Consider the following 24,389-nt stretch of genomic DNA (forward strand, 5'->3'; position numbering starts at 1 on the left):
GGGGTATTGGGAACGTTCCCACAGCACATTTCAATGTGCAGTGCACAAAAAGCCAATAGTGCTTTGGGGTTAGCATTGTCCTGTACAGCCATCCGGCCATGAACAGCGTACGTTTTCGGGAACGTTTCCAATGAGTATCAGCATCAATGACGTCGCACGCGTGGCGGGGGTATCCAAGTCCACGGTGTCGCGGGTGCTCGGAGGCGGCCCGGTCAGCGAAGAGGTTCGCGGCCGGGTCGAGGTGGCGATCCGCCAGACCGGCTATCGGCCGAACCTGCAGGCAAGACGGCTGCGCTCCCGCCACACCGGCATCATCGGGTTGATCGTGGCGGACATCCGCAACCCGTTCTTCACTGCGCTGATCCGTGCGGTAGAGGAGGTCGCCTATCGCGAAGGCCTGCGCGTCACGCTCTGCAACACCGATGAAGACCCTGAGCGCGAGGCGCTGTATCTGCAGTTGATGCACGAGGAGCGCATCAGTGGACTGATCTTTGCACCCACCCGGACCACGGTGGGGCGGCTGGAACGGCTCGCGCTGGATTTTCCGACGGTACTGGTGGACCGCGCCGCGCCCAGCGGGTCGATCGACAGCGTGGTGCTCGACAATCCCGCAGCGATGGGCGCCCTGGTCGAGCATCTGGTCGAGCGTGGTTATCGCCGCATCAGCGGCTTGTTCGGCAGCACCAGTACCACCGCGGCCGAGCGTCGTGACGGTTATCTCGCTGCGATGCGCACGCATGGGTTGGAGCCGGACTACCGTGAGGTTGAACCCACGGCCGAAGCCGCCATCGCGACGGTCGAGCAGTGGCTCGCTACGCCATCACGCCCCGAAGCACTGGTCACCAGCAACAGCCTGCTGTTGATGGGAGCATTGAAAGCCGCCCGCGGTGCAGGGCTGGCGATTCCAGACGCATTGGCACTGGCCGGCTTTGACAACGAACGGTGGACCGAGCTGGTCGTGCCGGGCATCACCGTGGTCGAGCAGCCGGTTGAGGAGATGGGGCGGGCCGCGATGTCGCTGCTGCTTGAGCGCCTGCGCACGCCGGAGCTGCCGGTACGCCGACTTGTGATGACGGGCCGGTGCGTGGTCAGGGGGTCGACGGCTGCGAGATAGCTCGACGCCCGATCGCGGTGAACCCTGAGAACGCTGTTCGGGTGTTGGCGGGCCAACCGCTGTCTGTTACAAGCGGGCTGTACACGCAGAAACAATGGATGATCGCCTTGTCAGAGCCTTATTCAGCGCTGCTTCGCCTGCAGTTGTGCCCCGAAGATCTCTCCAGATGGCTGGCCGCGCCCGTGCCCGCAGCATCCCGATGGTCCGACTGGCGACGCCTCGCCGGGCAGCGGTGCCTGGGTAACGGTCAATATCTGGCCTCATCAAGCGACGAGGCGTTGGATCAGCTGCTTGCGGACTGCCAGGCACTGCTGGCCCGCTACCCCGACAATCGCGCCGCATTGAAGGCCTTCCTTTCCTCCGCACAGGCGGAGAACATCCGGGTTGCCGCCTATGACCGCAGCGGCAGGCACTTTGTTGCAGGATCGCTGACATATTCGGAAAGTCTCTACGATCTCATCGCGTTTCTTGCTGTGGCACGGAGCGCCGCCGACTTCCTGAAGGCAGGCGACCAGGGTGTGGCGCTCATCCACGACTATCTCTGGGCCGAGGACGGTGAGCGGGAGACCGTTGCCGCGATTGCGCTGGTCGGCCAAGGGGAATCCAGCTTTCTGTCTGCCGCGGACCTGGGTACTGCCACCGCGCCGTTCGCAACATTGGTGGAGGCCATGCTGGAAGCCCATGACGACCCGGAGTTTCATCCGCGCAACCAGCTTGATCGACTTTGACCGACCCCAGGACCCCGACATGAACGGACATCACGCCCCCCATGCGCGCCGCCGCATGCGTCGGCTCCTCGCATTGGGCCTCTGCGCCCTGGCTGGATCCGCCCTCGCCGGAACAACGCAACCGGCACGCACCTGGCTTGTCAGTGGAGCCGAACTCATCACCCTGCTGCAGGGCAAAGGCGCTGATGGGTTCTGCGACGGCGAGCAGTGCCGGAACCTGTCCAGCGCTCGCGCCAGCGCCTATATCCAGGGCGTTGCCGATGCCAGCCACGGCCAGTGGTGTGGCCAAGGCAGGATTCTTCCGCATGAGCTGGTCGACCGTGTGTCCTCCCATCTCCGGCAGTTGCCCCGCGAGCGATTGCAGCAGGATGCGTCTTCACTGGTTGCCGAAGGGCTGCGGTCGGCATTTCCCTGTGGCGGCGGCGCATCACGTGGTAGCAGTGCCGAGCCCGGCAAAGACGAATGAAGCAGTCCGCGCCTACCTGGCGACGGTGCGAACGTCCTACACCCTCGTGACACGGTGCATTCACAGCCGCCGACATCCGCGCTTGCCACACTGCATGTTCCCTCCACAGCATGAGGTGCCCCATGGCTACCTGTGATGTCTGCGGCAACAACTACGACAAGAGCTTTACCCTGCAGCAGGGCGGGCGCAGCGGCACGTTCGATTCGTTCGAGTGTGCGATCCACGCATTCGCACCGCACTGCGCACACTGCGATTGCGCGGTTATCGGGCACGGCGTTGAAGGAAATGGCCAGATCTTCTGCTGTGCACATTGCGCCGGTCATGCGGGTGTACAGGGCATAGCCGACCGAGCCTGAGCCGACTTCAGCTCCCGCCTGCTTCCTTCCCAGAGACCAGCGAAGGAAGCCGAGCGATCCGGGCTGCGCCCGAACCGGCGAGCAGCGCCAGTGCGCGCCGCTTCTGGGTAGGCAGCCCCGCCACGACCTCCGGTGCCACCACGATGTCGAATTCCCTGGCGTTGGCGTCCAACGCGGTAGCCAGGACGCACGAATCGGCGGTCATGCCAGACAGGCAAAGGCGGCGCACTCCCAGTTTGGCCAGCAGAATCGGCAAAGGGCTGGCCAGGAAAGCAGAGTGCTTGGGCTTGAGCACGAAGTAGTGATCGGGCAAGGGCGAGAGGACTGTGGCAATACGCCCCGCCGGACCTCCGTCGCGCTGGCACTGCTCCACCTGCTGGCGGAAATCCCGTTTCCAATCCGAGAAATTGTCATTGGCGTAGATGACTGGCCACCCGCGTTCGTCAAAGTGATCCCTCAGGCGTCGGATCTGCCGGGCCGCGCGCTCTGCCGCAGGCGCCAGTTGCTGCGCGCCCGGAAAGTCAAAACGACTGAACATGTCGATGATCAGCAGGGCCGTCGATGGATCGTCTGCCATGGCTCAATCTCCTGTCTGGGCGTGTGGGGCCTCGACCGGTTTGGATTGCGGTGAATTCTTCTGGCGCAGGAAGATCGTCAGCACTACCAGGGAAAGCACGGCCAGGAATTCGCTCTGCCAGTTCTGCATCGATTCGAACCAGAATGTGCTGCTGCCCAGGTGCTCCAGGAAGCCGGGCGCCGGTAGGCCCTGCAACTGCTGCTCTGCCTGCTCGGCGCGCCAGCTTCCCAATGCGTGCAGCGCAAAGCTGAGCAGGAACAGCAGCCCGAACGCAATCGCCAGCGAATGACCGTAAAGCGTCTTCCACAGGCCACCGCGCCTGACCGGCCAGGGCGTGGGACCCGGCTCGATGCGATTCTGCTCCTGCGCAGGGTTCAGGGGGCGAGATTCGGCCGAACCACGCTGGCGCAGGCTGACCGTCAGCAGAACGTACATCCCCATCTGCAGGAATTCGCTCTCCCAGTTCTCGAACGTGGCGCTGACGAAGTGCCCGGTTGCAAGGTAGTGCCAGAGATCGATCGGCGCGCGCCCGTGCTGCATCAACTCTTCGTTGTGCACGTGATGCCCAGCAACTGCCTGCCCGACAATGAACACTAACGTGAGCGCAACCAGTACCAGGGAGAGACCGTTGCGTTTCCACATGCAACACCTCGTTCAGCCTGTTCCAAAGACCGCGCATGCAGCTTGCGCGGGCGGAGGACCATGACTCGTGATTGCTGCGCATCCAGAATGTGAGGCGGACTCAACGCTTCCCTGTGGGATCGGGATCTGGGCGCTCGTAGTCCTCCGGTACGGCCTTGGGGCCGTCGCCGTCGTCGGGCATGTCGTGCTCCTTCCACTTGGCTGCATCGTTGCGCCGTTTGTCCGGCGTGTGCGCCTTCGACTGATCATCCACGTCCGTGGTGGGATTGAAGGGAAGTTTGTCATTCATGGGCAGCTCCTGCGGCGGGAGATTGAAGCCTGCACCGGGCCGGGTTAACGCCACGACGCTGCACAATGAACGCCGCGCACACCGGGATGTCACTGAAGCGGGATGGCGGCCTTGCGATGCTGGCGTCCCGATCTCCTGGAGAAGCACGATGCAGGCGTTGACCTATCACGGCCGCAAGGATGTGCGTGTCGAGACCGTGCCGGACCCGGTGCTGGCGGCGGAGGATGATCTGATCCTTCGGGTGACCGCCACCGCCATCTGTGGATCGGACCTGCACCTGTATCGCGGCAAGATTCCTGATCTGCACGATGGCGATGTGCTCGGTCACGAATTCATGGGCGTGGTGGAAGAGGTCGGTAGCGGCGTGACCCAGGTGAAGCCGGGCGATCGTGTAGTGATTCCCTTCGTGATCGCCTGTGGTGAGTGCTTCCATTGCCGGCTGGCCGAGTATGCCGCCTGCGAAACCACCAATCCCGGCAAGGGCGCCGCACTGAACCAGAAGGGCATACTGCCTCCGGCCGCGTTGTTCGGTTACAGCCATCTGTATGGCGGCGTAGCCGGTGGCCAGGCCGAATTCGTGCGCGTGCCAAAGGCCAACGTGGGTCCATTGCGCATCCCGGAGGGCGTGGCCGATGAGCAGGTCCTGTTCCTTTCCGACATCCTGCCCACGGGCTACCAGGCCGCACTGAACGCAGGGGTGAAGGCAGGCTCGACAGTTGCGATCTTCGGCGCGGGCCCGGTAGGGCTGATGAGCGCCGCCTGCTGCCGGTTGCTCGGGGCCGAGACCATATTCATGGTTGACCACCTGCGCTACCGCCTGGACTATGCGCGCCGTGCCTATGCTGTAACCCCGATCGACTTCAGCGAGATCGAGGACCCTGCCGATTACATCCTTGCCCAGACCAGTGGCCGGGGCGTGGATGCGTGCATCGAGGCCGTGGGCTTCGAGGCCGAGGGCAGTGCGCTGGAGTCAGCGTTGACCGCCGTGAAGCTGGAGGGAAGCAGCGGCGTTGCGATCCGGCAATGCATCGCGGCAGCACGCCGCGGCGGCGTGGTCAGCATCCCGGGGGTCTACGCCGGCTTCATCCATGGGTTTCTTCTGGGTGATGCGTTCGACAAGGGGCTCACGTTCAAGATGGGGCAGACCCACGTGCAGGGACTGATGCCGGAGCTTCTCGACGCAATCATGGAAGGAAAGCTGGACCCGGGTGACATCATCTCGCACCGGATGCGCCTGGCTGATGCAGCGCAGGGGTATGCGATGTTTGACGCCAAGAATGACGATTGCCGCAAGATCGTGTTGACACCGTGAGCACGCTGCCATGAGCGCGATTGTCATGTCCGGGGTGTACGCACTGTGGTTGGTGGCCGGTTCGCTGGACTTCCATTTTCACCGACGGACCAACCTGCCGCACACCTCGGGGATGGATGAAAGCGCATTGCACGGGGTCCAGCTTGTCCTGATCGGTAGCGGCGTACTGGCCTGGCTCCTGCTGGAAAACACGTGGTCGCTCGCCACGTTGCTGGCCGCGCTGGTCATCGCGCACGCAATCGCCGGCTACTTCGATACCGTCAGCGCGGATGGGCGACGCCGGATCAGCCCGGCAGAGCAGCACGTGCACAGCGTGCTCGACGCTGCCCCGTGGGTTCTGCTGGCTTGGGTCGCCTGGCACGCCCAGCCGCGTTGGTCGCTCACCGTAGCGCCGGCAGTGCCGGAGGTCTGGTGGCTCATCCTGCTGCCGGCGCTGGGCGCGGTCGTACTGCCATGGTTGTGGGAGCTGCTGCAGTGCGTCCGCGCAGGACGGCAGCGCCGGCAGGCGAGCGCGTGAGGATCATCGCGCAAAGAATTCATGCGCCGGCTACGCCTCCGAGACAGCGATGTGACCGCTTGCCGCCTACGTTCGTCATGTCTCTCCATTGCAGGCCCCTTCATGCAGCATGTGACGTCGCCCTCCCCGCTGGAAAACCGCGCTCGCCAGGTGGTGGTCCAGCTTCCCGACCTGCCATTGCCGGGACGTGGCCGCACGCTGCAGCGCTGGCAGGCGCTGGCCGCCTGGGGGGCGGACGATCTCTGCCTGGCCAAGGTGCTTGAAGCGCACTACGACGCCCAAGCGATCATTGCCGAACTGAACGCGCCCGTCGTTGCTGAAGGCCAGCTGCTGGCGGTGTGGGCCGCGGAAGGTCCAGCCAACACACTCCGCTTCGATGCCCACGGTCAGCTCCATGGCGACAAACCCTGGTGCTCCGGCAGCGCATGGGTAGATGCAGGACTGGTAACGGTCCGCAACGCGCAGGGCGTGTGGCTGTGCCAAGTTGGGGCAGAGCATTGGCGCACGCTTGCAGATGAGCCCTGGCCCGCCGTCGGCATGGCCGGCGTTCCGTCCACCACGGTGCGATTCGACGGTGCACCGATGACGCTTCTAGGAACGCGCGATGAGTACCTGCAGCGCCCCGGTTTCTGGCACGGCGGGGCAGGCATCGCGGCAGTCTGGTTTGGCGCGGCGGCCGCCCTGGCCGAGCGCATGCGGCCAACCTGCACCGAGGGAAATCGCGCGCGACTGTTGGGTGAAGTGGACCTCGCCTTGGGCCCGGCGGCGGCGCTGCTTCGCGAATTGGCAACGCGCATCGATGCCGAGCCCGAATCAGCGCATCGCGAAGACGTAGTGCGCCTGCGCTGTGTGGTCGAGCGCGCGGCGACGCGTGTCCTGGATCTGGCGGGAAGGGCGCTGGGCCCGGCACCCATGTGCCTGGAAGATGCCCATGCCCGCCGCTGTGCGGACCTGACCGTGTTCCTTCGCCAGAACCACGCTGATCGCGATTGGGAATGGCTGGGTGGGCAGCGTGCAGCCCAGGAGTCGACATGGGCGCTGTAGCCAGGACACCCCTGCAGGGGGAAGGAACGCAGGAGCAGGCATGGCTGCGCTGCCATTGGCTCTGGCAGCAACCGGCCACATCGGCCACCGCCCTGTGCGCCGGCCATGACCGCATCGTGGTGGTCGCACCCCATCCGGACGACGAGATCCTCGGCTGTGGTGGACTGCTCCGTCACGCAGCGGGGCAGGGCATGGAGGTACGGGTCGTCGCAGTGACCGATGGCGAAGCGTGCTATCCGGACGAGCACTGGTGGACGCCGGAGCGCCTGCGATCGGCACGGCGCGCCGAGCTTGCCGCAGCACTGGGCGAACTCGGTATCCGGGCGGGATCAATTTTCCATCTCGGCATCGCCGACGGCGCGGTCAGCGCGCACGAACAGGGCCTGGAAGATTGGCTGCAGCAGCACCTGCAACCGCGCGATCTGGTGTTGGCACCCTGGCGCTTTGATGGGCATCCCGATCATGAGGCCGCAGGCCGTGCTGCCTGCCGTGCCTCGCGGGCAGTGGGCTGCCGACGTCTGGAGTACCCGGTGTGGGGCTGGCACTGGCTTGACCCCGCCTGCGCTCATATGGCGTGGGAGGTTCCCAGGCTGGTCGACATTTCCGCAGTGGCGGCCGCAAAACGAAGTGCCATCGCGCACTTCCGGACCCAGACCGGCGAGGTGCCCGAATTGAACAGCCCGCCGGTGCTGCCCGCGCACGTACTGATCCGATTCTTCCGGAACTACGAGGTATTCCTGGCATGAGCGCGCAACCGTACTTCGATGAATTGCATGAGCAGGAGGATCCCTTCGGTTATCGCAGCCGATGGTATGAAGAACGCAAGCGTGCGCTGCTGCTGGCCAGCCTGAGCCAGCGCCAGTTCAATCGCGGCTGGGAGCTGGGATGCTCCAACGGCGTGCTGACCGAAGCCTTGGCCGCCCGCTGCGAGCGCCTGCTGGCCACCGACATCAGCCCGCGCGCAGCGTTCCGGGCCCGCCGCAACCTCGCCCATCTGCCGCATGTGCAGGTCCACTGCGCCAGCCATCCCGAGCAATGGCCGGCGGGTCGCTTCGACCTGATCGTCTGCGGGGAGATGGGCTACTACCTGGGGGTAAGCGCACTGCATGAACTGCGCGCCGGTATCGATGAGGCCCTCCGCGATGACGGACTGCTGGTTGCCTGCCATTGGCTGCCTTCTTTCCAGGGGCGCGCAAGTCGCACCGAAGTCGTGCATCGATGCCTTGGACACGGCCTGCAGGAAGCCTTCCACTATCGTGACGCGGACTTCGTGCTGCAGGGCTGGACACGCCGCGCACTGTCGCTGGCCCGCGATGAGGGCCTGCGGTGATCGGCATCCTGGTGCCGGCCCACAACGAGGCAGCGAGCATCGAGCGCTGCCTCCAGTCGATCCGAAGGGCAGCCCTGCATCCCGCTCTACACAGCGAAGCGGTGCAGGTGGTGGTTGCGCTGGACAGCTGCTCTGATGCAACCGAGTCGATCTGCCGCCAGCAGTGGGTTGATACCGTGCGCCTGGAGGTACGCTGCGTCGGCGTTGCCAGGGCAGCGGCCGCTGCTGAGCTGATCGGACGCGGTGCGAGATGGCTGGCGAGCACCGATGCCGACAGTGAGGTACCTCCCGAGTGGTTGGTTGCCCAGCTTGAGGGCCGGTGCGACGCCTTCTGCGGACTGGTGGACATAGCGACCACCTCCAGGACGGAAAGGCGCCTGCGACGCGCGTTCCAGCAACGGCAGCAGTGGGGCGACGATCATGGACGCATCCACGGTGCCAATCTCGGCGTCTCCGCCCAAGCCTATCTGGCGGCCGGGGGATTTGCTCCCCTGCGCTGTGGAGAGGATGTTGCGCTGGTGCGGAGGCTGCAACGGCTCGGCGCCGACGTAAGGTGGGCCGGCGCTCCCGTCGTCATGACCAGTGCCCGCTTGGTAGGACGGGCCACCGGAGGATTCTCGGCCTACTTGGCCGGAATGGGTAGGGTGCGGCCCGCCGGCGAGGCAGATCGGCGGGCGGACGAAAGTGGAAGCGCCGTGAAAACTGCGGTGAATTGGGCATAGTGTGACGTGTACCCGGTTGATGTTTACAGTTCGGCCACGACGCCCGTCCTAGAGTGAAGGGGTGGGAGAGCAGGAGTGGCACCATGCCGAACAGAGCGATCGTCTACGTCAGCGAAGCCGTCAGTGGATTCTCGCCGGAGCGCCTGAAAGCGCTGATGGAGGATGCCGCCCGCTTCAATCGGGGCGCAGGAGTGACCGGGGTCCTGCTGTTCGACGGGGAACGCTTCCTGCAGTACATGGAAGGCCCCGCCGATGGACTGGATGTGGCCTTCTCCCGCGTGACCGGTGCCAGCAGTCACACCCACCTGATCGAGCTAGCGCGGGGCCGTGTCGGCCAGCGGCGGCTGCCGTTCTGGCCCATGCGTTGCCTGTCCGTCAGCACCGATGAGCTGCGCATGATCGCCTGTGCCGACTGGACCAGTGTCATCCAGCGGGCAGCAACCGAACAGGCCGATGCCACGGCGATGGACAAGCTGCTGCTGATCGTCGAGCCCTACGCGAAGGTTGCCTGAGCCCCGATGCCTGTTACCGCAGTGTGCTACCGGGCAGAGGATGGGGCGAGGCGGATCGTGAATCGCCTCATTCGTCCCTACAGCAAGGGCGGGATCATGGAAGGGCAGGAGACTTCCTGCGTCAGAAGGATTCAACGTTCCCCTCCGCGCAATCGCCTACGCAAGTGAGGCGATACCGGGGCTTTTCATGGACCATGTGGACGACCTCACCAGGGCCGCCGCCCGCTTCAACATCGAAGCAGGCGTGACGGGACCGAGCCTGCCGACATCCGCAACGTGGCCCGTGGCAACTGGAGTGGGCTCTCCCGCGGTGGCGCCCTGCGCCAGCTGCGCCGGGTAGTGGCCCCGCACCTGGGGTGACACGGCGGTGGTTCTCAATGCGCGGTCGGCGGTGCGCAGACGTCTCCCACCACCTGCTGGACCGCTTCCTGCAACCGGTCGATGTGGAACGGCTTGGCCACGAACGTCGCGCGGCGGTGGCGCAGCGGCACCAGCTGGTCGTAGACCGCAGAGACGAACAGGTAGGGAATGCCGAGTTCGGCCAGCCGGTCGGCGACGGGAAAGACCACGCCGTCGCGAAGCTCCACATCCAGCACGGCACCATCGAACCGTTGCGTATCCAGCAGTCCCAGCGCATCGAACACGCTGTAGGCGTGGGTCACCTGGCCGCCGCCGTCTTCAAGCGCCTGCTCCATCAGTGCAGCCAGGTCGAGCTGGTCTTCAACCAACAGCAGATTGCACCTGCGCTGGCCCATTTCCATCTGCATGCGCGCATGCCTGTGTTGCCTTGGGAACTGCAGTGTGTGCTGTGCCGCATCAACGGCGTGCGTGTGGCGTGTCAGCCCGGCGCGAAGCGGCCTGCCCTCAACCGCCAACGCCGTCGACGCAGCGTGGAAAGCGGTGCGGCGTTTGTTGACGGCGCCTTGGCGGCCGCTATGGATACTGCCGCCGTCCCCCGTACTGGAGCCACTGCCATGCCTCGATCCACAACCGATCCCGCCTCACCCAGCGCACTGCGCGTGGAGTGCATGTCCCTGGACTGCGGCGGCGCTGCAATCGTTGTGGAGCTGGACAGCACGCCCGAACGGGCATGGATGAAGTCGCTCAAGCGCGCCCTGCAGGACGATGACGTGCTGCAGGGCGCGCAGGCCAAGTTCGATGGCCGTTTCGTCTACGTCGTAGGCGTGGAAGGCGGCGCACACCGCGCGCAGCATCGGGTGATCCAGGCGCTGAAGGCTTCCGCAGGCACGCGTACGCGCGCGCCTGCGGCAAGCCCCCGGCGCGACGCCGGCACCGCAGTCGTGTCCGGCGCGATGCCTGCCTGAGTGCGCAGCAGGCGTTGCCACGCAACAGCGGATGTTATGACCGCATCAGCGCCAGGTGCAGCACACACGCCCAGCGGCTCACGCCGGCCGACGAGGCGGTGATTGCTGCCTCGCCACCATGGTCTCCGGAGGCATGTTGCCCCACTACCGGAGACCGTGATGGCAGACCCGAACACCGTCCGAAGCGAGCGCCTGCTGAAGTGGCTGCAGGACGCCTACGCCATGGAGTAGGAGGCGGAGACCATGATGAAGGCCATGGCTTCGCGCATCCAGAACTATCCCCATCTTGCCGCACGTATCGGCCAGCAGCGCGACGGGGCACGTCCAGGTTCAACGCCGTCTCCACGCCGGTGTCACCGCGCGTTTGATCCGCATCGCTAAGGTAGAGCCATCTGCAACAACCCGGTGCTGTCATGCCTCTTCGTGCCGTTGCCTATGTAAGTGAAGCCACCCGAAACCTGCCTGCGGAACGGCTGCAGCAGCTTGTTGCGGACGCGATGCTGTTCAACGCGTCCGTTGATGTGACCGGCGTCCTCCTGTTCGACGGCACTCGCTTCCTGCAATACATCGAAGGTCCGGAGGCCGGCGTCAGCGCGGCGTACACCCGCATCCTGGCGGCGGGCAGCCACAGCGGCCTGGTCGAACTCAACCGGGGCAGGGTGGGGCGGCGGCAGTTCCCGCACTGGCGCATGCACAGCGTGCGGGTGGATGAGCTCGCGCTGGGAAAGATCGCGATCTCCGACTGGACCGGCTTCGTGCGCAGCGCCTCCGCACTTGCCTCTGGCACCAGCGCGCTTGATCGACTGCAATCGGCGGCGCAGTCGCCTCCCGGCCCCGGCGAGGGCCGGCTGCTGGAACAGGACGAACCGGTGGCACGGTGAACGCGGCCGACTCCCCGGGCACGCCGGGCCAGGTGCGCGTCGGCTGCGCAGGCTGGTCGCTGTCACAGGCAGCGCAGACGGCGTTCGGCGCAGGCGAAAGCGTGCTGCAGCGCTATGCCACTCGGCTGCCCATGGTTGAGATCAATTCCTCGTTCTACCGCCCCCACCAGGCAGGTACCTACGCCCGGTGGGCGGCCAGCGTGCCCGAGGACTTCCGCTTCGCGGTGAAACTCCCGCGTGCGATCAGCCATGAGCGCCGGCTGCGCGATGCGATGCAACCGCTGGATCAGTTCCTCGGTGGCGTGATGGCCCTGGGTGACAGGATGGGCCCGCTACTGCTTCAGCTGCCGCCCAGTCTTGCGTACGATCCGGCGACCGTAGCGGAATTTCTGCACGGCCTGCGCGCGCGCACCCCGCTTGATGTCGCCTGCGAACCGCGCCATCCCTCCTGGTTCACTGCGGACGTGGATGCCCTGCTGAGCGACCACGGCATCGCACGGGTTGCCGCTGACCCGGCCCGGGTACCCGCTGCCGCGCTTCCGGGCGGTGACCGCACGTGGAGCTACTGGCGCTGGCACGGGCAGCCGCAGATCTATCGCAGCGCCTACAGCGAGCAGGCGCTGGCGGGGCTGGCCCAGCACCTGCAGCATGAAGCCGCCGCGCAACGCCGTGCCTGGTGCGTACTGGACAATACCGCGCTGGGTCACGCGACCGGCAACGCGCTGCACCTGCAGGCACTGCTGCAGGAGAACGTGCATGCCTGAGGGCCCGTCCATTGTCCTGCTGCGCGAAGCCGCGAGCCACTTCAGGGGTCACGTCGTACGCGGCGTCTCCGGCAACAGCCGCATGGACCTGTCGCCACTGCAGGGTCGCAGGGTCAAGGCGGTCCGCAGCTGGGGCAAGCACTTTCTGCTGGAGTTCAGTCACCACACGCTGCGCATCCATCTCATGATGTTCGGCAGCTGGCGCATCGACGAGCGGAAGCCGACCCCTGCACGGGTGTCGCTGGCATTCGACAACGGAGAGTTGAACTTCTATGCGTGTTCGGTGCGGTTGATCGACGAGCCGTTGGACGACGTCTACGACCGGCGGGTGGACGTGATGAACGATGCCTGGGATGCGAACCTGGCCCGCCGCAAGCTTAAGGCGCTGCCGGACACCCTGGTCTGTGACGCGCTTCTGGACCAGACCCTCTTCGCCGGCGTCGGCAATATCATCAAGAATGAGGTGCTGTTCCGGATCGGCGTGCATCCGGCCACGCGACTGGGCGACCTGCCGCCGCGCAAGCTCACCGCCCTGATCACCCAGGCCCGTGCCTACAGCTTCGACTTCCTGGAGTGGAAACGACGCTTCGAGTTGAAGAAGCACTGGCAGGTGCACACGCGCAAAGTGTGCCCGCTGTGTGGCGGGCCGATCAGCAAGCTGTACATGGGCACCCCCCGGCGGCGCACGTTCTTCTGCGCGAACGACCAGGTGTTGTACCAACCCTGATACCGCCTTCCGTGGCGGCCGGGGTGTGTGCAATTCGGCTCAGGCGGTCTGCGCGGCCTTCGCATTGCCGCCGCCCTTGGCCAACAGGGTCAGTTTCTCGTCGGTCGCCTTTTCTTCCTCCAGCGTCTCCAGCAGCAACGGCAGGGCATCCTTGTAGCCCAGCTGCTTGGCCAGCGCGGCGATGGTTCCATAGGAGGCAATTTCATAATGCTCGACCTTCTGCGCGCCACCTATCAGGGCAGCATCACGCACCGGCCCCTTGTCGATGCTGTCGATCACCTCCTTGCCTTCCTCGACCAAACCTTCCATCGCCGCGCACTTGATGCGCTTCAGCCGGATGCCAAGAACCTCCACCACCTGGTCGATGCGCTCGATCTGGCCCTGGGTTTCTTCCAGGTGCGTTTCAAACGCGGTGGCAAGGTCAGGGTTCTCGGCCGCACGGGCCAGGCGCGGGAGGGCCTTGGTCAGCTGCTTTTCGGCGCTGTAGATATCCGAGAGTTCATGGATGAACAGGTCTTCCGCTGTTTTGATAGCCATGCTGGACTCCGTAGTGGGTGAGCGGTCAGGGTACATAGCGCCCGGTCGCGATCACGCGGGGGGCGGGTGAAGGCAGCATGTGAGCGCCCGTGGAAATGCTGCGCATGGTCTTCACGAAAGTGCACCCGCCTCGCACGGCATGCATCGCTCCTTCTTGGACTTGATGTCTGCAGCGGTCTTCGCCAGTGCCTCGTAGCGCTGGCGAATCTCTTCAAGATGGGTAGGCTCCATCGACTCCAGGTTCAACAGCTCCTGGTTGGCATCCTTGCTGACCCGGATCAGTTCATCCAGTTTGATGTGCAGCGCGGCCGTATCGGCGTTCTGCGTATGCTGGATCAGGAACACCATCAGGAAGGTCACGATGGTCGTTCCCGTGTTCACCACCAGCTGCCAGGTGTCATTGAAGTGGAAGGCCGGCCCGCTGGCGGCCCAGGTGATGATCACACCCAGTGCGGCAACGAATGCGCCCAGGCTGCCGGACAGTCGCGCCGTTGCGGCCGCGACGCGGGCAAAGCCGCGCCGGATCATTGATCACCTCCTGCGGCCTCCTCATCCGTTCGGCGGTCTGGCAGTTTCACCCGCTCCGCCAGGCGCTTGGCCTGCTCTTCCGGCGTTGGCGCAGCGACGAAGGGCGAGATCGGGTCACTGGCAGGGAAGGTTTCCTGCAGCGCTTCGTCATGATTGCGATGGTTATGCAGCTTGGCCTGCAGAGGACTGACAGGATCGGTGTGCTGCGCTTCCGCATCCGGGTGGGGGAGGTCTTTCTGATCGCGTTGCATGGTGAATCTCCAGGTTGGGTACCGCTGCCGTGGTGGCGGGCCCAGCATAGGAGCCGCGGCGTGGGCGGCCACATCAAAGGTGTGGCAACGTGGCGTCAACCCTTCAGCCAACGCGGGTTAACAATCAGCCGCATGGCGCGGTTGGCGTGGGCAACTTGGCGTTCCGACGCTGCATGCAAGCACACATCCCCTCACACCATTCACCGCGCAGCAGCGAGAATGGCCTACCGGGCGTCCGCTGTGCGCCCCGCCCACCGAATCCAGGAATGCTGAGATGTCCAACACCCCCTCCGGTGAGTCGTCATGCGCAGCCGCAGCCGGCGGCTGCATCGAGGTCCGCGGCGCACGCGAGCACAACCTGAAGAATGTCGACGTCGCCATTCCACGCGATGCGCTGGTGGTGTTCTCCGGCGTATCGGGTTCGGGAAAGTCCTCGCTGGCCTTCGGCACGGTCTTTGCCGAGGCACAGCGGCGCTACTTCGAATCCGTCGCCCCCTATGCGCGCCGCCTGATCGACCAGGCCGGCGTGCCCGACGTGGATGCCATCGACGGGCTGCCGCCTGCAGTGGCCCTGCAGCAGCAGCGCGGTGCCAGCAACGCGCGCTCATCGATGGGTAGCGTGACCACGCTGTCCAGCCTGGTGCGCATGATGTACTCCCGCGCAGGCGCCTATCCGGCCAACCAGCCCATGCTGTATGCCGAGGATTTTTCGCCCAACACACCGCAGGGCGCCTGCAGCACCTGCCACGGCCTGGGCCACGTCTACGAGGTGACCGAGGCCCTGATGGTACCCGACCCGTCGCTGAGCATCCGCGAGCGCGCCATCGCCTCCTGGCCACCGGCCTGGCATGGCCAGAACCTGCGTGACATCCTGGTCACGCTGGGCTACGACATCGATGTGCCGTGGAAGAAGCTGCCGAAGAAGGATCGGGATTGGATCCTGTTCACCGAGGAAGCGCCCAGCGTGCCGGTCTATGCCGGTTTTACCCCCGCCGAAACCCGTGCCGCGCTCAAGCGAAAGCAGGAGCCCAGTTACATGGGCACGTACACCGGCGCGCGCCGCTACGTGCTGCACACCTTTGCCAACACCCAGAGCGCATTGATGCGCAAGCGCGTTTCGCGATACATGGAGGGGCGGTTGTGCCCGGCGTGCCACGGAAAGCGCCTGAAGCCGGAGGCACTCTCGGTCACCTTTGCCGGCGTGGATATCGGCGAGTTCATGCGGCTGCCGCTGGATCAACTGGCGGACCTGCTGGAGCCCATCTCCCAAGGCGATTTCAGTGCACACAGCCAAGGTGCGCGTCCCCGCAGGCGTGCAACGCCCCGCGATCGCGCCAAGCGTGCAGCAAGTGGCCGTGCGACCCACGAAGGCGCCCCCGACGTTCGGCTGACCTCGGCCCTGTCAGAAGAAAAGCGCCTCGCAGCGCAGCGACTGGCGGGTGGGGTCATGGCGCGGGTACGGCAGCTGCGCGAACTGGGCCTGGGGTATCTCTCGCTGGATCGCGCCACGCCCACGCTGTCGGCCGGCGAACTGCAGCGCCTGCGGCTGGCCACCCAGCTCAGCTCGTTGCTGTTTGGCGTGCTGTATGTGCTCGACGAGCCCTCGGCCGGCCTGCACCCGGCTGACAGCCAGGCGCTGTACGACGCCCTGGAACGACTGCGCGACGGTGGCAACTCGGTGTTCGTTGTTGAGCATGACCTGGAGCTGATGCGGCGCGCGCAGTGGCTGGTGGATGTGGGACCGCAGGCGGGCGAGCACGGCGGGCAGATTCTCTATAGTGGCGAGCCCGACGGGCTGCGCCAGATCCAGGATTCACGCACGGCCCGGTACCTGTTCGACCAGGTGCCTGCGCCTGCCAGCCGGCAGCGCAGTGCCAGCAGCTGGCTGGAACTGAAGGGCATCCATCGCCACAACCTGCAGGGCGTGGACGCGCAGGTGCCGCTTGGGTTGCTGACGGCCGTGACCGGCATTTCGGGGTCGGGCAAGTCCAGCCTGATGGCGCAGGCACTGCCCGAGCTGATGCTGCTGCACCTCGGGCACGAGACGGTAGACGACAGCACCGACAGCGCGCCCACCGACGGACCCACCGTGATCGAAGCCACGCGCGGCCAACTGGCCGGCGATGTGGACGCCATTCAACGCGTGGTGCAGGTGGACCAGAAACCCATCGGCCGCACGCCACGCTCCAACCTGGCGACCTATACCGGCTTGTTCGATCACGTGCGCAAGCTGTTCGCCGCAACGCCCGATGCACGCCGCCGCCGCTTCGATGCGGGCCGCTTCTCGTTCAACGTGGCCAAGGGTCGGTGCGAGACCTGCGAAGGCGAGGGTTTCGTCAGCGTCGAACTGCTGTTCATGCCCAGCGTCTATGCGCCATGCCCTACGTGCCACGGCGCCCGCTACAACGAGGCCACGCTGAAGGTGCTGTGGAACGGCCGCAACATCGCCGAAGTCCTGCAGATGACGGTCGACCAGGCGCAGGCGTTCTTCGCCGAAGAAGAGGCCATCGCCCGCCCGCTGCAGGTGTTGCAGGAGATCGGCCTGGGCTACCTGCGGTTGGGCCAGCCGGCCACGGAACTATCAGGCGGTGAGGCGCAACGCATCAAGCTGGCGACCGAGCTGCAGCGCAGCCAGCGCGGGCGCACGCTGTATGTGCTGGATGAGCCCACCACCGGCCTTCATGCATCGGACGCGGACAGGCTGCTGGTGCAGTTGCAGCGGCTGGTGGACGCGGGAAACACCGTGGTGATGATCGAGCACGATATGCGTTCTGTCGCACAGGCGGACTGGGTGATTGATGTCGGGCCCGGCGCGGGCGGGGCAGGTGGCACCATCGTGGCGAAGGGAACACCGCAGCAGGTAGCCCGCGCCAAGGGCAGCAGGACGGCGCCGTTCCTTGCGAAGGAGCTTGGGCAGGGCCGGTAAAGCCATTGCGAGTCTATGGGCAATCAGGACATCCACTGCAGTGCAGGTTGTACTCAACTGGATCGGCACTGATTCCTGATGCGTCCTTCAGCGTGACCCGCTCCCTCCAGGTCAGAGGCGGCGGTGGGATGACCGGGGGCGGGTAGAGCACGATGGGATAGAAGCAGGTCCATGTGTAGTTGAGCGGGGAGGGCATCTTGTCCGGCAACACTTCCGTCGCCGGTTCGCAGGGCCCGCTCGGGCACACGGGGCGCTCCAGTGTCAACTCTATTGGGAACTTAGGAACTCCCTTGTACGCAACCGGAACGGAAAATGGCCTGAAATAATTCTCTGTGCGATCTGCGATGCCGGTAATTTTGAAGGCCTCCGTCAATACGGAAACGCCAAGCACTGAAACCCGCTCGATGGGCATGTAGAACAGGTCATTCTCAAATCCCGTGTCTTCACCACCCCGGCCGTGAATGACGCCGACGGCCGCATTGTGCGAAAAGACCGGCCCGCCGCTGTCACCTTCGACGCTGAGAGGGCCTGGGGACAGGTTGCGCGCACGAATATACCTGCCTATGGCTCCATTATGATTGGACCTTGAGTTCATATCCTCAATGGTCCCGCATGCGTAGTGACCGTGAATGCCACTCTTGCAGATCACATCCCCCACATGCATCGAACTGGACGAGAGTGTGCTGGTTATTTCGAGCGTCTGCGACGGACCATTGATCAGGGTGATTTCATTCTTCTGCGCCTGGCGTGGGCCTCTGGACGGCTCCTTATGCCACTGGACATCGTAGTCGCCCTCGTTCTGCTCGCTCTGGAAAACGAGAGGCGCGGCAATGCCCTGATAGGTCAGCGCATTGTCACAGTGACCGGCCGTGAGGACACCAAGCTCGCGATCTGCGTCGAAGACGTTGAAGCCAGTGGTGCAGTTGAAGGCAGTGCCGGTCAGCTTATGGCCGCCGGAGATCGCGGTAGTGACCGTGAAGCCTTTCACCTGCTTGATCGCCACGAAATCAACAGCGCCCAGCAGTGGCCGGAGTGCGCGCCTGGCGGCCGCCTCATCCTTCACGTAGAAGGTCACAATGGACTGCTTGATATCGACACCGGACTCGAACCCAACATTCTTTACCAGAAGCTGGGCCTCCGCCTCCGCCTGGGTCGCCAAGAGCATTTCGAGCGATTGAGCGGAAGTGCGACCGGTAAAAACAGGATCCTGCGTGTACTTTGCCAAGGTCTCTCTCGGCTTCTTCGTGAACAGCACTACGATCTTGAATTCTGGCCTATGCTCGACGTACAAGCCGCCAAACGTGTCCGGCTCAGAGGTCTGAATCCTGGCTTCCAGCGCTGCCGCAGAGATCGATTTCATCGACCTGTATTTTGCTTCGGCCTCAGATACATTGAAGGTTCGCGAATAGGTGTATGCCGTGGGGTTGCCAGTTATCGGCTGGCCGTGCAGGGAGAATGCGAACGCACCGAGGGCGGACAATGCCAGGGCGCGCACGGATTTCGTGCGCAGATGGATCATGGCTGCTCCTTTGCCTGACGCATCAAGTGAATCGTCATGAGTGGGCCCGTGCAGCCCGCCGGGATGCTCACAGCCAGACTCGAACGGAGCAGTTCGCCGCCATGCCCCCCTCCGAATGATGCAGCAATCCCGAACTCCACCATTCCGCCAGATCGTACGTCCTGCACCCCTATGGGAGCGCCTCCTTTCATGGCCAGCGTGTAGCCATGTGGCCATGCTGCAAGATATGCCGTGCCACCTGGGTCCACGAAGTAGACACAACCGTTGATTGGTTTCAGCACCCCCTTGAGCAGTCCAGTTGCAAGGACCCCACTTTGGGCAGGCGAGAGCGTGACAAGTACCAGTGATCGGGCATCCTTGGCGCTTGCCGACGGGGTCGCGGATGCGCCGCAGGTGGTTATCAGAAAGAGTAGAGCCGCAAGCTTTGCTGAAGAGCTGCCAGAGACCATGCACATCCCCCACCTCCATGTCACAACCGATTGTTGGCCCGCCTGGAATTCAATCGCATTATCAGCAATTAGGTTGCAGTGGGCTTGAAGGTATTGACTTTCCCCGCCATTAACCGTGACCACTTTCACGAACGCGCACTTTCAGATTGCCCCTCAATCCCTGTAACGCATGTTTATCATGCGACGCAGGGGGCGGGGGATTGCCGCCAGCAGCCGAGGTTCTGCTATCGCCATTTCAAGTCCTTGCAGCCGGATCTTGATGAAATCCCGCACCCGCTGAATCCGCGCAAGGCCGAGTCTGGCCGGGAAGGGGCACGCACAAGGTAGAGACACTCTGGTGTGGGACTGGCTCCGGCGCGATGCCGGAGCCAGTGTTGCTCACTTTTCCTGCAGGAACGTCAGCAGGTCCTGGTTGACCCTGTCCTTGTGGGTATCGGTCAGGCCGTGCGGCGCACCCGGGTAGACAATCAGCCTGGCGCCCTTGATGAGCTTTGCCGATTGGCGGCCGGAGATATCGATCGGCACGATCTGATCGTCGTCACCGTGGATGACCAGGGTAGGTACATCGAACTTCTTCAGGTCGGCGCGGAAGTCGGTGGCCGAGAACGCGGCGATCGAGTCGTACGTGTTCTTGTGGCCGCCCTGCATGCCCTGCGCCCACCACGCATCGATCAGCGCCTGCGACACCTTCGCGCCCGGGCGGTTGAAGCCATAGAACGGGCCGGACGGGATGTCCTTGTACAGCTGGGCGCGGTTGTCCATCTGTGCCTTGCGGATGCCATCGAACACTTCGATCGGCAGCCCGTTCGGGTTGTCGGCGGTCTTCAGCATGAACGGCGGCACCGAGCTGATCAGCACGGCCTTCTTCACTCGCCCGGTGCCATGCCGGCCGATGTAGCGCGCCACCTCGCCGCCGCCGGTGGAGAAGCCCACCAGGGTGACATCGTGCAGATCCAGCGTATTGATCACCGTGGCCAGGTCATCGGCGTAGTGATCCATATCGTTGCCCTCCCACGGCTGGCTGGAACGGCCGTGGCCGCGACGGTCATGCGCGATCACGCGGTAGCCATGATTGGCCAGGAAGAGCATCTGCGATTCCCAGCTGTCCGAGTTCAACGGCCAGCCGTGGCTGAAGGTCACGACCGGGCCGTCCTTCGGGCCCCAGTCCTTGTAGTACAGCTGCACGCCATCGGCGGTGGTGATGTAGCTGGCGGTGCGCGCGATGGCGGTGACCGCAGCCGGCTTGGCCGGTTCGGCGGCCTGCGCGGACAGGCCGGCCTGGACCGAGAGGGCGAGGGCGGCAACGGCCAAGGTGCGGGCGAAGGTGTTCATGCGGAAACTCTCATGGGTGGGTGGTGAGACGTACTTTGCGCCTGGAGTCAGGCGTTCGGGCGATGAACTGTCCGGATTTCTTGATAGATCGTCTTGCACGGATGTGCGCGCACGAATCGCCCGCCACCGCCTGTTGACGGGAGGAGAATGATCGTTCTACCTTGTGGCCATGAACAAGGCCACCACCGATACCCAGCAGAAGATCCTGGCCACGGCCGAGGCGCTGATCTACCAGAACGGGATCCACGCCACCGGCATGGACCTGTTGGTGAAGACCTCCGGCGTGGCGCGGAAGAGCATCTACCGCCATTTCGAGAACAAGGACGACGTGGCCGCTGCTGCGCTGAGGGCCCGCGATGTGCGTTGGCTGGCCTGGTTCCGGCAGGAGTCCGAGAAGGCGGACAGTCCGGAAGCGCGCGTCCTCGGCATGTTCACCGTGCTCAAGAAATGGTTCCAGTCCGAGGGTTATCGCGGTTGCGCGTTCATCAACACCGCAGGCGAGGTCGGCGACCCTGCCGATCCAATCCGGGAAATCGCGCGGAACCACAAGCAAAAGCTGCTCGATTACACGCTGGAACTTGCCGGACAACTGGATGTGGAGCAGCCGGCGGACCTGGCACGTCAGTTGCTTCTCCTGATGGAAGGCGCCATCACCCTGTCGCGCGTGATGGGGGATTACGGCGCCGCAGACACTGCGAAGGATGTCGCGAAGCTGTTGTTGGAACAGGCCAAGCGTTAGCGCCTGAGTACGCCAGATCGCTTGAAGCACTTCATGTATCCATCTCGATTGGAGGTCTCCCCGTGTCCGCTGAACAACCCCGTCCGCCGCTTCCTCCGTTCACCCTCGAATCGGCCACGCAGAAGGTGCGCCTTGCCGAGGATGGATGGAATTCCCGCGATGCCGACAAGGTGTCGCTTGCCTATTCGCTCGATACCCAGTGGCGCAACCGTGCCGAATTCACCAGCGGTCGGGAAGAAGCCCGCCAGTTCCTGGAACGCAAATGGAACAAAGAGCTTGAGTACCGCCTGATCAAGGAGCTCTGGGCCTTTACCGAGAACCGCATTGCTGTCCGCTACGCATACGAATGGCACGACGACTCCGGCAACTGGTTCCGTTCCTATGGCAACGAAAACTGGGAATTCGGAGAGGATGGCCTGATGCAGCGCCGCTTCTCGTGCATCAACGACCTGCCGATCAAGGAAAGCGACCGCAAGTTCCATTGGCCGCTGGGGCGTCGCCCGGATGACCACCCGGGGTTGTCCGACTTGGGGATGTGAGTTGCGGGGTAACACCAGGGAAGCGGGGTAGCGGTGCCCGCGCAGGCGGGTCCGCATTGCTTCCCGGAACGCAACATGGCGTACCCCTCCACGGGCCTACCGCATCTGTGGCGCGCTGCCTAGGCTGATCCCGCACGGCACCTGCCGTGTTCCGGGCCCATTGCCCGCGCAGTGGCCAGTCTTCCCGTGAACCGCGCAGCGCTGGCCTGCCAGGCAACCGTGCCCTGGCAATGTCACTGCCTGCGCCATGGGAAAGCACCCGGATTCGTTCGCGCCAGCCTTGCACTGCTGCCCGCCAAATGGCTCTTCGTGGAGATCCCTCATGTTCAGTATGGAAAACACCGCCGCGCCCATTGCCCCCGCCCTTGATGAACTGGTGCCCTCGCGCTACGCCCTGAAAGTGGGCGATGTCGAAGTGCTGGTGATCAGCGATGGCGTCCTGCCATTGCCAACCCAGATGCTCGGTCACAACGTACCGGCCGCCGATCGTGCCGAATGGTTCGAAGAGATGTACCTGCCGCAGGATGCCTTCGACTGGGCGTTGAACGTGATGGTGGTGCACAGCGGTGATCGCACCATCCTCATCGATGCCGGCCTGGGCATGGACCCGGACCTGCAGCTGCCGCGCGCCGGCCAGCTGATCCGCCGCCTCGGTGCTGCCGGTATCAACCTGGGCGAAATCACCGATGTGGTCATCACCCACATGCACATGGACCACGTCGGCGGCCTGCTGGTTGAAGGCGTAAAGGAACAGCTGCGCCCGGACCTGAAGATCCACGTCGCAGCCGCGGAAGTGGAGTTCTGGAAGTCGCCGGACTTCAGCCGCACCAACATGCCGCAGGGCTTTCCCGATGCGTTGCGCACCACGGCCACGCACTTCTGGGCCGAGTACAGCAGCTATGTGCACACTTTCCAGGACGAACAGCAGATCGCACCGGGCGTGACGGCCCACCGTACCGGTGGGCATACGCCGGGCCACTGCGTGGTGCGCGTGGCGTCTGCGGGGCAGGCCCTGACCTTTGCCGGTGACGCGGTGTTCGCGGTCGGCTTCGACCAACCGAACTGGCACAACGGCTTCGAGCACGACCCGGAGGAATCCGCACGCGTACGCATCGCTCTGCTGAAGGAACTGGCCGGCACCGGCGAAATGCTGGTGGCCACGCATCTTCCGTTCCCGTCAGTGGGCCGGGTGTCGCTGGAAGGCGAGACGTTCCGCTGGGTGCCGGTGTTCTGGGACTTCTGATCGGATCCTGCGGATACAGCGCAAGCAGGAGTTTTCGACGGGGTGCACCGGCACCCCGCTCGAATCCCCCCCCAAGGGCGAGGCCGATAACGGACGCCCTCCCTACCTGGCGGGGAACTACTGGATGGCGGTAGGGTGAGCCAAACGCTGCAGCTTGTGCGGGTTGCGCTGCACCAAGACCTGCGTGATCCGTTCGCCATCGGTCTCGAAGGCCATCGCCGCCTCCAGCTCGCCATCGAAATAGCGCAGCAGTCCCAGCCGTCCGTTGAGCATGGCCGGTACCATCCGCAACTGCGCACTGCGCCGCAGGTGCGGGGCATACAGCAGCTGGGCGATGCGTGCGCCGCCGACCATCGGCCCGGGGAAGCTGGTGACGATACCGCCGCCGTCACCCACCAACTCGGCCGATTCGGCCATCAATGCTTTCATTGTGCGGAAATCTCCGCTGGACGCGGCCTCGGCGAAGCGACGCAGGAGTTTCTGGTGCACGTCCTGCGGGACGTTGTAGCGCGGGCGTTCCTGCCGGAGCTGCTGACGCGCACGATGCACGATCTGCCGGCAGGCGGCTTCCGTTTTGTCCAGGGTGCGCGCAACCACGGCGTAGTCCTGATCGAACACATCGTGCAGCAGGAAGGCCGCACGCGCATCCGGGGCCAACCGTTCCAGCACACTGAGGAATGCGACCGACAGATCGCTGGCGGTTTCCAGCACGTACTCGGGCGTGGCGGTGTCATCGGTCAGCAGCGGTTCGGGCAACCACATGCCCACATAGTGTTCGCGCGTATGCCGGGCCAGGCGCAGGCCATCAATGGCGCGACGGGTGGTGGTCGCCACTAGCCAGGCTTCCGGATTCTCGATCTGTGACTGGTCGGCGCCATGCCAGCGCAGCCAGACATCCTGCACCACGTCTTCGGCTTCGTGCGAAGACCCAAGCATGCGGTAGGCCACGCCGAACAGGCGTGGGCGGAGGCGTGAGAACAGCGCAGTGGAATCGTCCATGCCAGCGTAGACGGGACAGGC

At 64.5% G+C, this 24,389-nt stretch carries 29 protein-coding genes and 1 pseudogene; 20 read left to right on the top strand and 10 right to left on the bottom strand.

Translation table 11 applies throughout. The annotated features are described in order from the left end of the window. Positions 1-130 precede the first annotated feature (130 nt). The 4 genes from N5J73_RS10545 (at position 131) to N5J73_RS10560 (ending at position 2,664) form a co-directional block, all read left to right on the top strand. A complete protein-coding gene (locus N5J73_RS10545; protein WP_049447927.1) occupies positions 131-1,114 on the top strand; it encodes a LacI family DNA-binding transcriptional regulator in 984 nt (327 codons plus the stop codon). A gap of 98 nt (positions 1,115-1,212) precedes the next feature. Then, positions 1,213-1,842, top strand: coding sequence for a hypothetical protein (locus N5J73_RS10550; protein ID WP_049447993.1), 630 nt, complete (start codon positions 1,213-1,215; stop codon positions 1,840-1,842). 19 nt (positions 1,843-1,861) lie between these two features. After that, the gene (locus N5J73_RS10555; RefSeq protein ID WP_229302202.1) at positions 1,862-2,308 is read left to right on the top strand and encodes a Rap1a/Tai family immunity protein; all 447 of its coding nucleotides are present in this window, start codon (positions 1,862-1,864) and stop codon (positions 2,306-2,308) included. Between the two features lie 122 nt (positions 2,309-2,430). Continuing rightward, complete coding sequence (locus tag N5J73_RS10560; RefSeq protein ID WP_080354906.1) at positions 2,431-2,664, top strand: hypothetical protein; 234 nt, start codon at positions 2,431-2,433, stop codon at positions 2,662-2,664. 7 nt (positions 2,665-2,671) lie between these two features. On the opposite strand, the gene N5J73_RS10565 is transcribed toward N5J73_RS10560, so the two are convergent. The 3 genes from N5J73_RS10565 to N5J73_RS10575 form a co-directional block, all read right to left on the bottom strand. After that, positions 2,672-3,241, bottom strand: coding sequence for a cysteine hydrolase (locus tag N5J73_RS10565; protein ID WP_164078462.1), 570 nt, complete (start codon positions 3,239-3,241; stop codon positions 2,672-2,674). Between the two features lie 3 nt (positions 3,242-3,244). Beyond that, positions 3,245-3,883: a DUF6766 family protein gene (locus N5J73_RS10570; RefSeq protein WP_049447930.1), complete on the bottom strand. Its 639-nt coding sequence runs from the start codon at positions 3,881-3,883 to the stop codon at positions 3,245-3,247. A gap of 100 nt (positions 3,884-3,983) precedes the next feature. Further along, positions 3,984-4,172 (bottom strand): hypothetical protein, encoded by a 189-nt coding sequence (locus tag N5J73_RS10575; RefSeq protein WP_049447931.1) that lies wholly within the window; start codon positions 4,170-4,172, stop codon positions 3,984-3,986. 148 nt (positions 4,173-4,320) lie between these two features. Between N5J73_RS10575 and N5J73_RS10580 the strand changes: the two genes are divergently transcribed. From N5J73_RS10580 to N5J73_RS10610, 7 genes are all read left to right on the top strand, one after another. Continuing rightward, a complete protein-coding gene (locus N5J73_RS10580; RefSeq protein ID WP_049447932.1) occupies positions 4,321-5,484 on the top strand; it encodes a zinc-dependent alcohol dehydrogenase in 1,164 nt (387 codons plus the stop codon). A 10-nt stretch (positions 5,485-5,494) separates the two neighbouring features. After that, complete coding sequence (locus N5J73_RS10585) at positions 5,495-6,001, top strand: hypothetical protein (RefSeq protein ID WP_049447933.1); 507 nt, start codon at positions 5,495-5,497, stop codon at positions 5,999-6,001. A 102-nt stretch (positions 6,002-6,103) separates the two neighbouring features. Next, positions 6,104-7,045 (top strand): hypothetical protein, encoded by a 942-nt coding sequence (locus N5J73_RS10590; RefSeq protein ID WP_049447934.1) that lies wholly within the window; start codon positions 6,104-6,106, stop codon positions 7,043-7,045. Beyond that, on the top strand, positions 7,033-7,791 hold the full coding sequence (locus N5J73_RS10595; protein ID WP_049447935.1) for a PIG-L family deacetylase: 759 nt from the start codon (positions 7,033-7,035) through the stop codon (positions 7,789-7,791). The genes N5J73_RS10590 and N5J73_RS10595 overlap by 13 nt, the downstream gene beginning before the upstream one ends. After that, entirely contained in the window at positions 7,788-8,375 is a 588-nt protein-coding gene (locus N5J73_RS10600) for an SAM-dependent methyltransferase (RefSeq protein WP_049447937.1), read from the top strand. The genes N5J73_RS10595 and N5J73_RS10600 overlap by 4 nt, the downstream gene beginning before the upstream one ends. Further along, complete coding sequence (locus N5J73_RS10605) at positions 8,372-9,097, top strand: glycosyltransferase (protein ID WP_049447938.1); 726 nt, start codon at positions 8,372-8,374, stop codon at positions 9,095-9,097. Before N5J73_RS10600 ends, N5J73_RS10605 begins: the two co-directional genes overlap by 4 nt. 83 nt (positions 9,098-9,180) lie before the next feature. Further along, positions 9,181-9,609 (top strand): BLUF domain-containing protein, encoded by a 429-nt coding sequence (locus N5J73_RS10610; protein ID WP_049447939.1) that lies wholly within the window; start codon positions 9,181-9,183, stop codon positions 9,607-9,609. Positions 9,610-9,983: 374 nt separating this feature from the next. On the opposite strand, the gene N5J73_RS10615 is transcribed toward N5J73_RS10610, so the two are convergent. After that, the gene (locus N5J73_RS10615; protein ID WP_049447940.1) at positions 9,984-10,376 is read right to left on the bottom strand and encodes a response regulator; all 393 of its coding nucleotides are present in this window, start codon (positions 10,374-10,376) and stop codon (positions 9,984-9,986) included. Positions 10,377-10,583: 207 nt separating this feature from the next. Between N5J73_RS10615 and N5J73_RS10620 the strand changes: the two genes are divergently transcribed. From N5J73_RS10620 to N5J73_RS10635, 5 genes and pseudogenes are all read left to right on the top strand, one after another. Further along, a complete protein-coding gene (locus N5J73_RS10620) occupies positions 10,584-10,934 on the top strand; it encodes a hypothetical protein (RefSeq protein ID WP_226053470.1) in 351 nt (116 codons plus the stop codon). Positions 10,935-11,093: 159 nt separating this feature from the next. After that, a pseudogene (locus N5J73_RS24210) lies at positions 11,094-11,240 on the top strand (DUF892 family protein); the annotation flags it as partial. A 107-nt stretch (positions 11,241-11,347) separates the two neighbouring features. Beyond that, positions 11,348-11,815, top strand: coding sequence for a BLUF domain-containing protein (locus N5J73_RS10625; protein WP_164078461.1), 468 nt, complete (start codon positions 11,348-11,350; stop codon positions 11,813-11,815). After that, positions 11,812-12,579, top strand: a complete 768-nt coding sequence (locus N5J73_RS10630) for a DUF72 domain-containing protein (RefSeq protein ID WP_049447943.1) — start codon at positions 11,812-11,814, stop codon at positions 12,577-12,579. Before N5J73_RS10625 ends, N5J73_RS10630 begins: the two co-directional genes overlap by 4 nt. Further along, on the top strand, positions 12,572-13,306 hold the full coding sequence (locus N5J73_RS10635) for a DNA-formamidopyrimidine glycosylase family protein (protein ID WP_049447944.1): 735 nt from the start codon (positions 12,572-12,574) through the stop codon (positions 13,304-13,306). Before N5J73_RS10630 ends, N5J73_RS10635 begins: the two co-directional genes overlap by 8 nt. A 39-nt stretch (positions 13,307-13,345) precedes the next feature. On the opposite strand, the gene N5J73_RS10640 is transcribed toward N5J73_RS10635, so the two are convergent. From N5J73_RS10640 to N5J73_RS10650, 3 genes are all read right to left on the bottom strand, one after another. Then, positions 13,346-13,843, bottom strand: a complete 498-nt coding sequence (locus N5J73_RS10640) for a ferritin-like domain-containing protein (protein ID WP_049447945.1) — start codon at positions 13,841-13,843, stop codon at positions 13,346-13,348. A gap of 111 nt (positions 13,844-13,954) precedes the next feature. Beyond that, positions 13,955-14,371, bottom strand: coding sequence for a low affinity iron permease family protein (locus tag N5J73_RS10645; RefSeq protein ID WP_049447946.1), 417 nt, complete (start codon positions 14,369-14,371; stop codon positions 13,955-13,957). Beyond that, positions 14,368-14,622 carry a hypothetical protein gene (locus N5J73_RS10650; protein ID WP_049447947.1) on the bottom strand — a complete coding sequence of 85 codons (255 nt, stop codon included), beginning with the start codon at positions 14,620-14,622 and terminating at the stop codon, positions 14,368-14,370. The genes N5J73_RS10645 and N5J73_RS10650 overlap by 4 nt, the downstream gene beginning before the upstream one ends. A gap of 274 nt (positions 14,623-14,896) precedes the next feature. Between N5J73_RS10650 and N5J73_RS10655 the strand changes: the two genes are divergently transcribed. Then, positions 14,897-17,548, top strand: a complete 2,652-nt coding sequence (locus N5J73_RS10655; protein ID WP_049447948.1) for an excinuclease ABC subunit UvrA — start codon at positions 14,897-14,899, stop codon at positions 17,546-17,548. Positions 17,549-17,561: 13 nt separating this feature from the next. Here N5J73_RS10655 and N5J73_RS10660 read toward each other — a convergent pair whose 3' ends face one another. Continuing rightward, positions 17,562-19,067, bottom strand: a complete 1,506-nt coding sequence (locus tag N5J73_RS10660) for a S1 family peptidase (protein WP_049447949.1) — start codon at positions 19,065-19,067, stop codon at positions 17,562-17,564. An 827-nt stretch (positions 19,068-19,894) separates the two neighbouring features. Then, positions 19,895-20,848 carry an alpha/beta hydrolase gene (locus N5J73_RS10665; protein WP_049447950.1) on the bottom strand — a complete coding sequence of 318 codons (954 nt, stop codon included), beginning with the start codon at positions 20,846-20,848 and terminating at the stop codon, positions 19,895-19,897. A 169-nt stretch (positions 20,849-21,017) separates the two neighbouring features. Here N5J73_RS10665 and N5J73_RS10670 point away from each other — a divergent pair, with 169 nt between their 5' ends. The 3 genes from N5J73_RS10670 (at position 21,018) to N5J73_RS10680 (ending at position 23,369) form a co-directional block, all read left to right on the top strand. Continuing rightward, positions 21,018-21,587 (top strand): TetR family transcriptional regulator, encoded by a 570-nt coding sequence (locus tag N5J73_RS10670; protein ID WP_049447951.1) that lies wholly within the window; start codon positions 21,018-21,020, stop codon positions 21,585-21,587. Positions 21,588-21,649: 62 nt separating this feature from the next. Further along, the gene (locus N5J73_RS10675; protein WP_088479217.1) at positions 21,650-22,126 is read left to right on the top strand and encodes a nuclear transport factor 2 family protein; all 477 of its coding nucleotides are present in this window, start codon (positions 21,650-21,652) and stop codon (positions 22,124-22,126) included. A gap of 322 nt (positions 22,127-22,448) precedes the next feature. Continuing rightward, positions 22,449-23,369: an MBL fold metallo-hydrolase gene (locus N5J73_RS10680; RefSeq protein WP_049447953.1), complete on the top strand. Its 921-nt coding sequence runs from the start codon at positions 22,449-22,451 to the stop codon at positions 23,367-23,369. A gap of 117 nt (positions 23,370-23,486) precedes the next feature. Here N5J73_RS10680 and N5J73_RS10685 read toward each other — a convergent pair whose 3' ends face one another. Further along, entirely contained in the window at positions 23,487-24,368 is an 882-nt protein-coding gene (locus tag N5J73_RS10685) for an RNA polymerase sigma-70 factor (RefSeq protein ID WP_049447954.1), read from the bottom strand. Positions 24,369-24,389 lie beyond the last annotated feature (21 nt).

This window comes from Stenotrophomonas sp. GD03654, assembly GCF_029845105.1.
In the GTDB taxonomy this organism is placed as follows: domain Bacteria; phylum Pseudomonadota; class Gammaproteobacteria; order Xanthomonadales; family Xanthomonadaceae; genus Stenotrophomonas; species Stenotrophomonas africana.

What these genes read in the sequence shown, in the direction of transcription:
- N5J73_RS10585 (WP_049447933.1), top strand. Translation starts at nt 5,495, where the DNA reads ATGAGCGCGATTGTCATGTCCGGGGTGTACGCACTGTGGTTGGTGGCC.
- N5J73_RS10550 (WP_049447993.1), top strand. Translation starts at nt 1,213, where the DNA reads ATGATCGCCTTGTCAGAGCCTTATTCAGCGCTGCTTCGCCTGCAGTTG.
- N5J73_RS10625 (WP_164078461.1), top strand. Translation starts at nt 11,348, where the DNA reads ATGCCTCTTCGTGCCGTTGCCTATGTAAGTGAAGCCACCCGAAACCTG.
- N5J73_RS10650 (WP_049447947.1), bottom strand. Translation starts at nt 14,622, where the DNA reads ATGCAACGCGATCAGAAAGACCTCCCCCACCCGGATGCGGAAGCGCAG.
- N5J73_RS10565 (WP_164078462.1), bottom strand. Translation starts at nt 3,241, where the DNA reads ATGGCAGACGATCCATCGACGGCCCTGCTGATCATCGACATGTTCAGT.
- N5J73_RS10665 (WP_049447950.1), bottom strand. Translation starts at nt 20,848, where the DNA reads ATGAACACCTTCGCCCGCACCTTGGCCGTTGCCGCCCTCGCCCTCTCG.
- N5J73_RS10560 (WP_080354906.1), top strand. Translation starts at nt 2,431, where the DNA reads ATGGCTACCTGTGATGTCTGCGGCAACAACTACGACAAGAGCTTTACC.
- N5J73_RS10635 (WP_049447944.1), top strand. Translation starts at nt 12,572, where the DNA reads ATGCCTGAGGGCCCGTCCATTGTCCTGCTGCGCGAAGCCGCGAGCCAC.
- N5J73_RS10610 (WP_049447939.1), top strand. Translation starts at nt 9,181, where the DNA reads ATGCCGAACAGAGCGATCGTCTACGTCAGCGAAGCCGTCAGTGGATTC.
- N5J73_RS10670 (WP_049447951.1), top strand. Translation starts at nt 21,018, where the DNA reads ATGAACAAGGCCACCACCGATACCCAGCAGAAGATCCTGGCCACGGCC.
- N5J73_RS10680 (WP_049447953.1), top strand. Translation starts at nt 22,449, where the DNA reads ATGTTCAGTATGGAAAACACCGCCGCGCCCATTGCCCCCGCCCTTGAT.
- N5J73_RS10615 (WP_049447940.1), bottom strand. Translation starts at nt 10,376, where the DNA reads ATGCAGATGGAAATGGGCCAGCGCAGGTGCAATCTGCTGTTGGTTGAA.
- N5J73_RS10595 (WP_049447935.1), top strand. Translation starts at nt 7,033, where the DNA reads ATGGGCGCTGTAGCCAGGACACCCCTGCAGGGGGAAGGAACGCAGGAG.
- N5J73_RS10685 (WP_049447954.1), bottom strand. Translation starts at nt 24,368, where the DNA reads ATGGACGATTCCACTGCGCTGTTCTCACGCCTCCGCCCACGCCTGTTC.
- N5J73_RS10600 (WP_049447937.1), top strand. Translation starts at nt 7,788, where the DNA reads ATGAGCGCGCAACCGTACTTCGATGAATTGCATGAGCAGGAGGATCCC.
- N5J73_RS10570 (WP_049447930.1), bottom strand. Translation starts at nt 3,883, where the DNA reads ATGTGGAAACGCAACGGTCTCTCCCTGGTACTGGTTGCGCTCACGTTA.
- N5J73_RS10575 (WP_049447931.1), bottom strand. Translation starts at nt 4,172, where the DNA reads ATGAATGACAAACTTCCCTTCAATCCCACCACGGACGTGGATGATCAG.
- N5J73_RS10580 (WP_049447932.1), top strand. Translation starts at nt 4,321, where the DNA reads ATGCAGGCGTTGACCTATCACGGCCGCAAGGATGTGCGTGTCGAGACC.
- N5J73_RS10545 (WP_049447927.1), top strand. Translation starts at nt 131, where the DNA reads ATGAGTATCAGCATCAATGACGTCGCACGCGTGGCGGGGGTATCCAAG.
- N5J73_RS10660 (WP_049447949.1), bottom strand. Translation starts at nt 19,067, where the DNA reads ATGATCCATCTGCGCACGAAATCCGTGCGCGCCCTGGCATTGTCCGCC.
- N5J73_RS10620 (WP_226053470.1), top strand. Translation starts at nt 10,584, where the DNA reads ATGCCTCGATCCACAACCGATCCCGCCTCACCCAGCGCACTGCGCGTG.
- N5J73_RS10645 (WP_049447946.1), bottom strand. Translation starts at nt 14,371, where the DNA reads ATGATCCGGCGCGGCTTTGCCCGCGTCGCGGCCGCAACGGCGCGACTG.
- N5J73_RS10655 (WP_049447948.1), top strand. Translation starts at nt 14,897, where the DNA reads ATGTCCAACACCCCCTCCGGTGAGTCGTCATGCGCAGCCGCAGCCGGC.
- N5J73_RS10640 (WP_049447945.1), bottom strand. Translation starts at nt 13,843, where the DNA reads ATGGCTATCAAAACAGCGGAAGACCTGTTCATCCATGAACTCTCGGAT.
- N5J73_RS10555 (WP_229302202.1), top strand. Translation starts at nt 1,862, where the DNA reads ATGAACGGACATCACGCCCCCCATGCGCGCCGCCGCATGCGTCGGCTC.
- N5J73_RS10590 (WP_049447934.1), top strand. Translation starts at nt 6,104, where the DNA reads ATGCAGCATGTGACGTCGCCCTCCCCGCTGGAAAACCGCGCTCGCCAG.